The organism is Paenibacillus sp. FSL H8-0034, assembly GCF_038000305.1.
GTDB lineage: Bacteria > Bacillota > Bacilli > Paenibacillales > NBRC-103111 > Paenibacillus_S.
Genome location: NZ_JBBOBS010000001.1, coordinates 1,425,172 through 1,438,549 on the forward strand (window position 1 = coordinate 1,425,172; position 13,378 = coordinate 1,438,549).

The 13,378-nt window shown below is 47.0% G+C and carries 11 protein-coding genes; 10 read left to right on the top strand and 1 reads right to left on the bottom strand.

Features of this window, described 5'->3' with window-relative positions; all coding sequences use genetic code 11:
* Positions 1-124: 124 nt before the first annotated feature.
* The 7 genes from liaF to NST47_RS06540 all read left to right on the top strand — a co-directional run bounded on the left by liaF (position 125) and on the right by NST47_RS06540 (position 8,089).
* Complete coding sequence (gene liaF, locus NST47_RS06510) at positions 125-835, top strand: cell wall-active antibiotics response protein LiaF (RefSeq protein WP_341154391.1); 711 nt, start codon at positions 125-127, stop codon at positions 833-835.
* Between the two features lie 33 nt (positions 836-868).
* Positions 869-1,936 carry a sensor histidine kinase gene (locus tag NST47_RS06515; protein ID WP_341154392.1) on the top strand — a complete coding sequence of 356 codons (1,068 nt, stop codon included), beginning with the start codon at positions 869-871 and terminating at the stop codon, positions 1,934-1,936.
* On the top strand, positions 1,926-2,579 hold the full coding sequence (locus tag NST47_RS06520; protein ID WP_262682204.1) for a response regulator transcription factor: 654 nt from the start codon (positions 1,926-1,928) through the stop codon (positions 2,577-2,579). Before NST47_RS06515 ends, NST47_RS06520 begins: the two co-directional genes overlap by 11 nt.
* A gap of 220 nt (positions 2,580-2,799) precedes the next feature.
* The gene (locus NST47_RS06525) at positions 2,800-5,292 is read left to right on the top strand and encodes a WG repeat-containing protein (protein ID WP_341154393.1); all 2,493 of its coding nucleotides are present in this window, start codon (positions 2,800-2,802) and stop codon (positions 5,290-5,292) included.
* Between the two features lie 137 nt (positions 5,293-5,429).
* Entirely contained in the window at positions 5,430-5,999 is a 570-nt protein-coding gene (locus NST47_RS06530; RefSeq protein ID WP_341154394.1) for an RNA polymerase sigma factor, read from the top strand.
* Positions 5,980-7,803 carry a DUF4179 domain-containing protein gene (locus NST47_RS06535; protein ID WP_341154395.1) on the top strand — a complete coding sequence of 608 codons (1,824 nt, stop codon included), beginning with the start codon at positions 5,980-5,982 and terminating at the stop codon, positions 7,801-7,803. The genes NST47_RS06530 and NST47_RS06535 overlap by 20 nt, the downstream gene beginning before the upstream one ends.
* Complete coding sequence (locus NST47_RS06540; protein ID WP_341154396.1) at positions 7,793-8,089, top strand: hypothetical protein; 297 nt, start codon at positions 7,793-7,795, stop codon at positions 8,087-8,089. Before NST47_RS06535 ends, NST47_RS06540 begins: the two co-directional genes overlap by 11 nt.
* 113 nt (positions 8,090-8,202) lie before the next feature.
* Here the strand turns inward: NST47_RS06540 and fliD are convergent, their stop codons facing one another.
* A complete protein-coding gene (gene fliD, locus NST47_RS06545; RefSeq protein WP_341154397.1) occupies positions 8,203-9,486 on the bottom strand; it encodes a flagellar filament capping protein FliD in 1,284 nt (427 codons plus the stop codon).
* A 360-nt stretch (positions 9,487-9,846) separates the two neighbouring features.
* Between fliD and NST47_RS06550 the strand changes: the two genes are divergently transcribed.
* The 3 genes from NST47_RS06550 to NST47_RS06560 all read left to right on the top strand — a co-directional run bounded on the left by NST47_RS06550 (position 9,847) and on the right by NST47_RS06560 (position 13,363).
* Positions 9,847-10,326 carry a GNAT family N-acetyltransferase gene (locus tag NST47_RS06550; protein ID WP_341154398.1) on the top strand — a complete coding sequence of 160 codons (480 nt, stop codon included), beginning with the start codon at positions 9,847-9,849 and terminating at the stop codon, positions 10,324-10,326.
* Positions 10,327-10,611: 285 nt separating this feature from the next.
* On the top strand, positions 10,612-12,135 hold the full coding sequence (gene zwf, locus NST47_RS06555; protein ID WP_076236285.1) for a glucose-6-phosphate dehydrogenase: 1,524 nt from the start codon (positions 10,612-10,614) through the stop codon (positions 12,133-12,135).
* 160 nt (positions 12,136-12,295) lie between these two features.
* Complete coding sequence (locus tag NST47_RS06560) at positions 12,296-13,363, top strand: metallophosphoesterase family protein (RefSeq protein WP_341154399.1); 1,068 nt, start codon at positions 12,296-12,298, stop codon at positions 13,361-13,363.
* The last annotated feature ends 15 nt before the right edge of the window (positions 13,364-13,378 follow it).

Consider the following 13,378-nt stretch of genomic DNA (forward strand, 5'->3'; position numbering starts at 1 on the left):
AAGCCATAGGGCCATTTCAAAGCCGCTATGGCTTTTCCGCCTATATAAGGATTAGAGTCAATGCATATGCATAGGTGTCATATACTATCACCCAGAATCAGCATAGGAAAGGAGGCAGCATAGGATGAAGAAATTTGACCGTAAATGGAAGGGAAGCGACCGCGGAGACGGCACCAGTCATGACCGGAAGGGCAACCGCAACGACCGCAATGTAGCGCTGGTATTGATCGGCGTCGGCATATTTTTGCTTTCCAATAATCATTGGGGCTTTTTCACCGTGCTTGCCATTGTGCTGATCTTTGTCGGTATTCATAGGGTGAGAAAGTCCTCTCCCCGCAAGGGCTACATTTTGATGGGCATCGGGCTCGTTATTTTATTAGGCGGTAATTTCTCGTTGCTGCTTGCCGTTATATTAATATCCTTGGGATTTTTCTATATTCGTTCGAGGCAGCTGCACCGAGCTGAAAGCTATGTGAAGAAGAGCTTGATTGAGAGCGTGCGTTGGGGAAAAGAGCCATGGGTATTGCGCAATAGCTCCATTTGGCATGTCATTGGCGAAGCGAAGATTGATTTGACCTATGCGATCCCTGAACAAAAAGAAGTCACGCTTGTTCTGCAGGGCGTCATTGCAGATCTGGATATTATCGTACCGGAGGATATGGGGCTGTCAGTCACCTCGTCCGTTATTTTCGGGGAAGCAGTGATTGGACCTAATAAAGAATCAGGCATTTTAAATAAAACCGTGTGGCAAACAGCCAACTATGAAACGGCGGATACGCAGGTGAAGCTGATGATTTCCTATATTATCGCTGATATCGATATCAAGATTGTATAGAGGAATTATCCGAATGCTGGGAGGACATGCTTAATGGAAAGGCACAATAAACGGCTGACCAATATGATGTGGCGAAGCATGGGTGAGTCGATTGGGCTCAGCCTTGTTTTGTTTGGCGTTATTGTGTATTTCCTGATTCATTATGGATATCTCAAAGAGTTTACATCTTGGAGTGAAGGGATTCAGATGAGCCTGACCCTGATTCTCATCGTTGTTATCATCGGCGGCGTATATGGCATCTGGTACAGTGGCAAGATGAAATCCCGACTGGAGCAGCTTGGCGAGGTCATGCTCGCACTGGAAAAGGGCAATTTGACACGCACCGTTCCCCCGCTTGGTGAGGATGAAATCGGACGGCTCGGAGAGCAGCTTAACGAGATTACGAAAAAATGGGAAGAGCAGGTCAGCTCGCTGCAGCGGCTTTCCAATAACAATGCGCAGCTTGCGCAAAAGGCCAAATATTCGGCAATTGTTGAAGAACGGCAGCGGTTGGCGAGAGAGCTGCATGATGCGGTCAGTCAACAGCTGTTCGCAATCTCGATGACGGCAACGGCCGTTGGACGTACACTGGATAAGGATTTTGACAAGGCTCAGCGACAAATATATTTGATTGAGGAAATGGCATCCGTCGCACAATCGGAAATGCGTGCGCTGCTGCTGCATTTGCGGCCCGTTCATTTGGAAGGCAAACGGCTGGCAGAAGGCTTGGTCGAGCTGCTGGATGAGCTAGCGGCCAAGGTGCCTATGGAAATCGTGGGAGAGCTGACGGACGATATTCATCTGCCTAAGGGTATAGAGGATCACCTGTTCCGTATTGTTCAGGAAGCGATGTCGAATGCACTGCGGCATTCCAAGGCGACACGTCTGGAGGTAAGGCTCACGCAGTCATCGGCAGAAAGCATTCGTTTGCTAATCCGTGATAACGGAATCGGCTTTGATCTGGATGTAAAGAAGCATGCTTCTTATGGCATTATGACCATGAAAGAGCGTGTGAACGAAATCGGCGGTTCCTTGAATCTGATTACGGCGCCGGGTAAGGGCACGCGGATTGATATTCGGGTTCCAATTATAGCGGAAGGAGTGGAAGAGCTTGGAGAATGAGGAACAGGCAATAAAAGTATTGCTGGTGGACGATCATGAGATGGTACGGATCGGTCTTGCTGCCGTGTTAAGCACGGAGGACGACATTGAGGTAGTTGGTGAAGCCAGCAATGGTGCGGAAGGAATTCGTCTGGCACAAGAATATAAGCCGGATGTGGTTCTGATGGATCTTGTCATGGAAGGTATGGATGGTATTGAAACCACGAAGCAGCTGCTCAAGCTGTATCCCGATTGTAAGGTCGTTGTGCTGACAAGCTTTCTGGATGATGAGAAAATGTATCCTGTTATTGAAGCGGGCGCTTTCAGCTATTTATTGAAAACATCACGCGCGGCAGAGGTGGCACAGGCGATACGTGCTGCGGTCAAGGGACAATCTATTCTTGAATCTCAGGTTGCTTCAAAAATTATGAACCGCTTCCGGCAGCCGAAGCCTGTCGCCCCAGCCCACGATGAACTGACGGAACGCGAGATGGAGGTACTGCGGCTTATTGCATCCGGACGGTCGAATCAGGACGTTGCAGACGAGCTATTTATCGGGATCAAAACGGTTAAATTTCATGTGACAAACATATTGGCCAAGCTCGGTGTCGAGGATCGTACACAAGCAGCCATCTACGCGTTCAAGAACGGATTGGCTGAATAAGCATTGTCTCAAATCCTCGAAAATATAGAACAGCATCTGTTCCCATACATATAGGCTCCAATAAACCATTAATTGAAAGATAGATAGTTTTTCCTGTATTTAAAGCTGTGAATAAACTCATTGTCGCAGGATTACAGCCATTGACAATCAGTTCATCATGCACCAATTCGGCTAGATGCCCATATGCTATAGGCGACTAACCATATGAGGTGCTGAGATGATGATGAATGAAACACAGACGAATCAGTTGATCCGGGCGTATGCCGCCCAAGCTGCGCAATCGCTGACTGTAGACCCGAACTCTCCTCGTCCCGTATCTATTGCGGTCGATCTGGATGGGGATGGGATCCCCGAAATAGCCTACGCTTACAAGATGAACGGTGAGAATGAAGTAACGATATTCAAGCAGCTGGTGAATGAATGGAGACCCATTGCTTATTTAAAAGGCCCAGGCTATGCGGTGAGCCTGCTTACTGCTGCACCAGTGACCAGCCGTGACCGCAGCAATTTGATTGTCGGCTGGCAGATTGGCTCGATTTGGTCAAAGCTGTCTGTTTATGAATGGACGGCACAAGGCTTCAAAGATGTAGCCCCAACTGATATGAACTACAGTTATGTGGAAATCGAGGATATGCCTGGACGGTATGGCCGGGATGGATTGAGTGAAATTGCGCTGTGGCTCCACGATACGGGTGAAGCATACAAGGTTGAGGTGCTTAGATGGCACGATGGCCAGTTTACGACTGCATGGGATGTGTATCCTTATTATTTTCAAAGGGTAGTCCGCTACTATGAGGCATTAACAAACAAGCATCCCGATTATGCGTTCTATTGGTACTATTTGGCGGATGCGCAGTATAAAGCCGATATGCCTGAAGCCGCGGCTGTATCGCTTGACAAAGCAATCAGCATGAAGCCTACTTACCCTACTCCAGACATGCTGCAGGATTTGCAGAAGTTGATTCAGCTGGAGCAGGCTCAGCTGGAGGCTGATACGCGTGCGACCTCGCTGTTTCCCGCTTCATTGTTAACGATTCATGGAACGAAGTGGGGGTATATCAACGATAGGGGCGAATGGGTTATCAAGCCCCAGTATGATTATGCAGCACAATTTCAGAGCAATGGCTATGCGGTTGTGCAGGTTAAAGACCATAGCGGTATGATCGATCTTACGGGCAGGCAGGTTGTGCCGCCTGTATGGGATTCCATCAGTTCTTATTCCGAAGGACGCGCTATTGTAATCGACAGTCAGGGTTTTAAGGTAATGGATGAGAATGGTCAGGTTGTCACCGACAAAGCCTACAGCTATATTGCTCCTTACAGTAATGAACGAGCGGTGTTTGCCAATTTAAGCTCAAACAACCCCGAAAGCCAACGCTATGGTTATCTGGATTTGCAGGGTCATGAGGTCATAGCTCCGCAATATGAGGATGCAGGAGACTTTCAAGCCGGCAAGGCCGTTGTTAAGCTAAAGAAGAAGTTATATAGCTTGATTGACAGGGATGGAGCACAACTCTCATCGTATCCTTATGCGTATGTGGGTGCATTGGGAGATGGACTGCTGCCTTTTCAGAAGGAATCCTCAGGCAAATTCGGATACATCAATGAACGCGGCAAAATCATTATTTCACCACAGTATAGAACTGCCTTGCCTTTTGAGGACAACAGGGCAGTCGTGGATATTTCCGAGGACTACACTGCACAATACGGCTTAATTGATCGTGACGCCAACTTTGAAATTAAGCCTGAATATAACACGATTCGTACGCTGGGGGAACAAAGGGTTGCAATCGGGCAAGCCATTGATCCCAAACGGCCATATATCGGCTCCAAATATGCCATTGCCGATCTGTTTGGCAAGCGGCTCACGGAGTTTGTGTATACGGATATATCCGAGTTCAAGGACGGACTTGCTTCTGTCACGGATGGTGAGCATACTTATTTTATCGATCCAAGCGGCAAACCCGCAGAGGGCTTTCCACGTTTGGAGGGAAGTGGCACTTTGGTGTGGATGAAGCCGCTCATTCAAGTGAATATCGATCAAAGGTTGTCGTACGTGGACCGCAGGGGGCATGTCGTATGGCAGCCCAATACGGTGATCCCGCTACGTTCCCCGTATCGTGTCAGGGAGCTTAAGTATAAACCGAATAAAGACTATCTGGTGTACTACCCACAGATAGAAGGAATGAGTTCGCAGATCGCACAAACACAAGTGAATGAGAAGCTGAAGCAGCTGTCACAAGTGAAGCCAGTACCTGCTGATACTCAGCTTGATTACAGTTATAGTGGTGATTTTAACGTCTCATTTTTTAAGAAAAATTTGCTGCAGCTTCAGCTGAATGGTTACAATTTTCCGTTCGGTGCGGCGCATGGGATGCCTACAAAGTTGTATACACCTATTAACTTGATGAATGGACGGATCTATGAGCTGAAGGATTTGTTTAAGCCAGACAGTGATTACGTCTCGGTGCTAAGTGACATTGTAGGACAGCAAATCAAGCAGGACCCGCAATATTCGTATGTATTCCCGGATACTTACAAGGGGATCAAGGCGGATCAGCCGTTCTATGTATCTGAGCATGCACTGCATCTGTATTTTTATCCCTACGATATTGCGCCCTATGTGGCGGGTTTTCCGACATTCAAAATTCCTTTTTCCAGCATCATGAATCTGATTGCAGTCAACGGCGAGTTTTGGCGGGCTTTTCACTAAACATAAAGGATAAGGAAAGGGATATGGACGCAGCTCCTTGCCTAATGGCAGGTGGGCTGTATTTTTTTTGTGAAAAATGAAAGGAATTACGCCTGAGCTGCGTCTATATAGTGTAGAGAATGTTGTGGAGGTCGATTATGGATGATCAGTTGAACGACGAAGCGCTGATCAAAGAAGTGCTTCAAGGTGGAAAGGAAGCTTTCGCTTTCCTTGTAAACCGGTATAAAGACCGAGTCTATGGGCTGCTTAGAGGTATGGGTGCGCAGCAGCAGGATGCCCAGGATTTAACTCAGGAGGCATTCATCAAAGCGTATCGCAGCTTATCCTCCCACCACATTGAACGCAGCTTTGCTTCATGGTTGTATACGATCGCTGCCAATTTACTGAGAGATTCATGGAGGCGCAGACAGGCTGATATTGCCTACGGACACAACCTGAATGCGCATGAATATATGGAGTGCCCTGAGGCTATGTATTTGCAAATGGAAAAAAGATTGGAAATTCATGATATGCTGCTGGGTTTATCCCCACAACACCGAATGGTGCTGCTGCTTAGATACACAAATGATCTGAGCTACGAGGAAATTGGGGTCATTCTGGACATACCCGTCAGTAAGGTGCAGAACGATCTGCATCGTGCCAAGAAAAAAATGAAGCAGTTGCTGAAGGACAAGGAGGTGAACGTTCATGAGATGCTGGAGCGCTGAGGAAGCAGATTTATTTCTGGCCAGCTGGAATGTACATAAAAGCACGGATAAAGCTTGTTTACAAGGCAGTGGCTTCAAGGGTGCACCCGTGTTCTTTGAAGAAATTCAGCAGCATCTAAGCAGCTGCGCGACCTGCCGAATGCGGTTGGAGGAATGTCGGATGGAGCAGTCGCAATGGGCAGACCAGCTGTTTCCCCAAGAGGATGCGCTGCCAGGTTCATTTACAGCAGATCTGATGGCCAAATTAGATGATGTGGCACTGACGACGGTATACTCAGAGAGTGGGCCGCGAACCGCTTTTGTCCGCACGGAAGCTGAATCAGCAACACATCCGGAATTGCTGCTGGATGATCAGGAGTCACATTCCAATCAGCCATCGATATCTGTACGGAACAGTCAGGACTCGGAGATCAGTCAAGCGCGTCTTCCACGGTGGAGCCGTTGGCTTACTGTTCGCAATCAGAAATGGGCATTCACGACGGCTGCATTGATCCTTCTCATATCCAGTACTCTGGCAGTCATGGCGTCTCCGTCCTTAGCGGAATATGTCCGTTCCTTATTTGCGCCTGATGTTGTCGATTACGGGCTTTTAAAGTCTCAGGAGCTTGGTTTGGTCAACAATCCCAATATCAAGGTCAAGGATCAAGGGTACACGATGGAGATCAACGAGGTGGTAGCGGATTCGACAAGAGTTGTTATGGCGTTAAAGCTGACAGGACCCGATGGTATGCCCAATCATAATATGCTGGAGCTAAGCGGCCCCAACGAGATACAGATAACGGACCGTAATGGGAATAAGCTTGGAGAGCTGTATGATATCGGCATGACCTCACAAATGTATGTACTTGTAGCCCATTTTCCGCAGGAAATACAGGCTGATGAATTGATGATCCAGGCGACCATTTCCAGGTTGGGTAGTGACATACAACGAATCCCTTATATTCAGGGAAAATGGAGCTTTGCGTTTAATGTGAACCTGAAGCAGGCTAAGGCTTTGACAACGGTGCAGCCTTTGAACCAATCGTATACAACGGAGAACGGTATGACTATCCGTATGAAACGGCTGGTACGGACTCCAAGCGGGGTCAGGCTTGATCTGGATACCGAGCTATCGGCCGCTGCCGCAGAACGTTCACCAGCAAGACTGAGGGAAAGGGAGCAGCTGATGTTCCATTTTGAAGACGAGAGCGGGGAAGAGATTCACAGTGTGATGAGCACGAAATTTCCGCATCAGGACAGTTTATTGACCGCATCCAAAATAAAGGATCCCGCAGCGCATATCATGCATTGGTCTTACTCGTTCAAATATTTACCCGCAGAAAGCTATGTACGGTTCGTATGGGACGGTTACATACTCCCGGAAATAACGGAGGCAGGACTAACCTTTATTCCTGATGATTTGTCTGCACAGCCTGCAATTTTCCATCATGAGGGGGACGAGCTGCGCTTGACAGGTTTTGAAATGGATGATGCACCTGATCCAAGGGAGAACAGAAAAGAAGCGGTATTACGGGTTCAAGGCATATTCAAAAACAATTTTACTGGCGATGAGTGGGTGGTTAAGGACGCAGACGGTATCGAATATCCGGTTCATTACCGCGGAGGCTCGTCAGCTTTTGACGGCGTTGTGACATTAGGGAATGAGTTTCCTGGTAAGGACTATGCGTTTCGTATGCCTACACTTCAGCAGATTCCGGAGAAGCTGACCTTAATCCGCAAGGTGATAGACAGAACGTACCCAGAACCACCCGTATCAGGTTGGTCTTTTACCATAAATGAAGGAGGCAGAGCCAATGGCCGCTAGTTCCAGACCTTCTATACTTGAGACGGTAATTCCGTTGACAGCTCATGAAAAGGTAACAATACTGCGTGCCTATGAGTGCAGCTGCTATCAAATTACATGGTTTATGCTGCGGGATGAGAAGCAGGCTGTCCATGCCGCCAAGCATATTTTATTGAAATTATATACACATGATGAATGGTTTTATATGGAGGATGCCGCCCGACTGGCTGAGGTCAGACATGCGGCGTTGAGCTATTCGTTGGAATGCCGGAAAAAAGTGATAGGTAACGTCCTTCCCAAGACGTAATTGAAATCTGATAGGGTTTAGCGTGTGCGGAAAACCATAAAAAAGGCTAGACACCACATACATCGTCGTGTCTAGCCTTCTTTGTCTGCATCCAGAATGCAGATATATGAAGACTAAATATAATCATTCATTAAGATACCGGACAGGGGTAATGGCAGATAAGTATTAACAGGAGTCCCATCCCGTTGATTCAACTGATAATTATTGAAGGATTGAAATAAGGCCTGCCCTTGATCCAGCAATTCAAACGAAGGCGGGTCGAGTAATGTCTTGGCAGCCACATTCAGTGCTGCAGCAAGCCCACCGAAGCCTCGTAAACTGAATTCCAGCAGATCAAATTTGGATATAGCCTGCTGCTCCAATACGGACAAGTCCACTTTCAGTGAACCATCTGCGTTCAGCTGGATTCCGATCATCTCAAGTGGCAGCGATGTCAGCTTGCCCATTACCGATTCGGAAGCTTCACTTGTGAGCAATCCACCTGATTGGGTAAGCAATAAATGAAGAGAATTATATCGGTCAACGAGAGCTTGAACCTGTCGTTTAATTCCTATCAAATCCGGATATATGTTGATTTGTACAGATTCTTCCGACGCAGCCAATAACGTAATGGAGACATTGCCCTGATCCCATACAATCTGATTGGAGGGTGACACTACGGGAGTATCGCTGTTAATGTGGTAGACAGCATCTTCCGCCTGCTGCGTTACATTAGCAATCCCGCTGATCGCCGATGCATTCCCATATATATCCATAATCGAAAAAGCATGTGCTGCTCCTGTGTGAAGGCTGTTAATTTTTAATTGCACGGTATCATTAAGATCGTCCCAGGCAATGGAAGCTTGAAGATCTGATTTGGTGCTGTTGATAGCGCTGCGAATTTTTTGGAGCGCTTGCTGATTCGTATCTGTCGATATAATGTATATGGAGAAAGAAGCCGTTTGATTTTCAGTGACAAGCTTCATCTGATTAGAGCCCGCTGTCATGAGCGTCGGTGAATTACGCAGTAGAACGATTCCATCATTTTGCTGTGCTTTCGCAATTTGATCGGATTGAATGAGGTACGAGCCGATTTGGGCACCCTTTTGAACTACGGCGGTTAAAACAGAGGGATGACTAACCTCAACCGTTCGATGATCCAAGGACGAATCTGAACCCAGCATGGCTTCTCCTGCTTGCTTCAACTGCTCTGCTGAGGTCAATAAGCCGGCTACCGCCATTGCGGTTGCACGAGCATGCTGTCCAAAGGCATACCGTTGAAACACAACCTCCGCACTGGCTTTCGATGAGACCAAGGGACGATACTGCCAGCCGCCCTCCTGCCACGCATGATCTTCCTCACGCCATATGTCATTTGTTCGATATATACGATTGACTTCGGAAATTTTGGAAATCATAGCTCATACACCTCACGATCATGGATGTTATATGTATAATTATACTAGTTTGTCGAGTTTTCGCAAATTATTATTGACAGCTGGATGAAAGATCAATTATGATATAAAATTAACTTCAAGAGCAATCTAATTTAACTTATTATCAATTAATAAACTCCAGATACAGCATTTGAAACAGGATATTCTAAATTTAATTAAGGGGTACAAGCTATGGACTGGATTCAGATCGCCGTCATTATCATTGTAGTTGTTATTAGCGTATTGTTTTTGGGCTTTGTCGGCAAAAAGTACTTGAAATAATAGCAGACGATCCGTGCACTTCATAAGATAAAGTACAATTATCTATGGAGGCGATGGTTATTGATCTGCAAACATCTACCCCTGCATGACAAAGCGATCCTGGGGCTGGTTAAGAGCTTGCTGCTGCCGTATGCCAGAATAACCCAACCGGATGTAAAATTGGACCTAAAGGCGCTTCGGAAGCGATTACGCGGCTGTGCAACCTATGTTTATATCCGTGGGGCACGTAAGGTGTGCGGATTTATTGCTATCAGACAGGACAAGAATGTGATGTATGTCGATATGCTGGCTGTCGATAGAACGATCCAGGGACTCGGGATTGGGTCGGCCTTGCTCCAACATGCAGAACGATATGGGCAGCAGAAGGGGCAGCAGGAAATTTACCTATGGGTGGATGATACGAACACACAGGCGCAGCGCTTTTATACAGCCAAAGGCTACGAGTCGATTCATTATGATGCAAGTATCCGCTGTTATATGCTCAGAAAATGGTTACATGCACCTCAAGCCCAGGGGAGACAAGGGTCCATGGGGTACTAATAGCAGGAAAGTTTTCGACAAAATAACGAATGAAAATGACCGTTGGACAACAAAATAAATCATGTGCACATTCCATTTACAAGCCGTTCCAAGGCTTCGCATCACGTGGCGGGGTCTTTTTGGCGAGTTATAATGTCCCTTTACATATTTTATGTAGAAGCTTATAAAAATTTGTTATAGCTGGGATGTTGAATCCTGCGTTATATTTGGTTATGCTTAGTAAGCTGAGATGAAATGATATGAAATAATAGCAACGAAAAATACATAAGAGAGAATGATGATAAAATGACCGATACGGTAATTTTGCTTTTTGGAGCAACTGGAGATTTGGCACGCCGCAAGCTATATCCTGCGATATACAGCCTTTACCGTGAACGTAAGCTTGGCGACCGCTTTGCTGTAATCGGTTTGGCACGCAGGCCGCGGACGAATGAGCAATTCCGTGAAGATGTACATGAATCGATCAAGGAATTTGCACGCTATAATGTGACGAAGGACGAACAGTGGGAATCCTTTGCCGAGCATTTTGAGTATATGTCGCTGGATACGAATAATGTCGAGGCTTTTAAAGAGCTGAACGTTATGACTAACCGACTGGATGCCAAGTTTGACATAGGTGGCAACAGGCTCTTCTTCCTGGCGCTTTCCCCTGAATTGTTCGGCAACGTATCGTACAATTTGAAGGAAGGCGGATTACTGGAAACATCCGGTTGGGCACGTCTTGTTATCGAGAAGCCATTCGGCTATGACCTGCCATCTGCTGAAAAGCTGAATGGCCAGATCCGTGAAGTGTTTGAAGAGAAGGATGTCTATCGGATCGATCATTACCTCGGCAAGGAAATGGTGCAAAACATTAATGTGGTACGGTTTGCCAACGCATTCTTCGAGCCGCTATGGAACAATAAATATATTGCCAACATTCAAATTACGCTAAGTGAGACGGTTGGTGTTGAAAGCCGCGGCGGTTATTATGATCACTCCGGTGCACTGCGTGACATGGGGCAGAATCATATGCTGCAGACGCTGGCCATGATAGCGATGGAACCGCCAAGCCGGCTGTCTCCGGAAGATATCCGTGACGAGAAGGTAAAGGTATTCCGCTCGCTCCGCGGCTTCCAGACCGCTTCTGAGGTGCGCTCCAATACAGTCCGTGGTCAATATTCAGCAGGTACCATGAAGGGCTCTCAAGTATCCGGCTACCGTCAGGAGGATTCGGTAAATCCTGAATCGACGACGGAAACCTTCTTCGCGGCGAGAGTATTTGTTGATAACTTCCGTTGGGCAGGCGTACCGTTCTATATTCGTACAGGCAAAAGACTGCCAGTGAAAACGACTGAGGTTGTTGTTGAATTTAAAAATGTTCCGAATAATGTGTATTTGTCCAAGAAACATAAGCTTGAACCTAACCTGCTCGTGTTCCGCGTTAATCCGATGGAAGGCATCTATTTCAAAATGAATGCCAAACAACCGGGCTCGGAAGGCTCGATTCTGCCGATATCGATGGATTTTTGCCAAAGCTGCCAGGTAGGCTTGAATACGCCGGAAGCTTACGAGCGTCTGCTGTACGATGCTGCACGCGGCGATTCCACTTATTTCACCCGTTGGGACGAGGTAGCATTGGCCTGGAAATATGTCGATAAAATTGCTTCTGCATGGGCGGAGCGTACCGACAATTTGATGCTGTATCCAGCTGGAACATGGGGCCCGGATCAAGCTCAGCAGCTGCTCTCGGAAGACGGCTTCAAATGGTGGCCAGTAAATGGACAAGATGAAGGCGAAGTGGCTTGGGAAACAGCTTTAAGAAAATAAGCTCAGCACAGGCTGAATCATTCGCTTCTGCAGAAGGGTCCGTACTTTATCGGGTACGGGCCTTTTTTTGCTTACATATCGTCAAAAAGTGTACAGATACCTGTCTAACAAGATATAATAGTAAGACATCATTTTGGAGACCATCAGGAGGTTAATAAATATGTCGCGTCGGGCTTTTATACGTTGGATGCTCGGGCTTTTTGTGATGATTGGTGCGGCCACAACCGGCCTTATTTATTTGCTACAGCGCTCCGTTAATTCACAGAGCGTCGTTAAGCATGCTGCTGAGCAGCCCCAGGCTGCACCGAAGCCCGAGACACCAGAGCCGAAGCCAGCGCCGATTAATGATAAAGAACCGCTGTTGTCGTTCATGATATTAAGCGATCTTCATGTATCTGTCTACGATCCGGATACGATCAAGCATTTGAAGGAAGCGTTTGATGATATCAAGCAGTTCGAGTCACCAGTGGAGACCGTGCTGCTGACGGGAGATTTGACGGATTTTGGCGATCCGGACGGCTATAGGGAGCTGCAAAAGGTAATATCGGCCTACAAGCTGCCTCCGCTTCACGCCAATATGGGGAATCACGATTACTACGATATTTGGATTGACAAAAAGGGTGCTTTCAATAAAGATACGGTGCCCAATGGCAAAACAGATTGGCAGTCACGCGAGCGGTTTCAGAAATTTTTTGGCTTGCAGAAGCCTTACCATGCCGCCCAGATCAACGGTTTATCGATCCTGATGCTATCACAGGAAGCTTATGTTCAAGAGAAGCCTGAAGTAGGTGAGGGTGCCTGGTATTCCGATGAGCAGCTGGACTGGTTGAAGACGGAGCTAGCCAAGCACAAGGATGGCAAGCCGGTATTTGTCATGGTCCATCAGCCGTTGCCACCCATCGGCTCTGATGGTGGCAGCCATACGTTGATCCGAGCCAAGCTGTTTCGAGAAATTTTAAAGCCATATCCCAATGTGTTTGTGTTTTGCGGCCATCGTCATCAGGATTTTCAGAACGGCACCGAGCATTATGTGAAGGAGACTTTCCACTTTTTTCACAATTCCTCAGTGGGCCGTGTCTTAAACCGCAATTTTCAGAATGAAGGTAAGAATAAATCCCAAGGGCTTTATGTGCAGGTATATAACGATCATGTGACGGTTCGAGGACGTGAGTTCAGTAATCGTACCTGGCTCAAGGAAGCGGATTGGAATTTAAAGCTGACTAAGTAAACAAATATTTAGTGA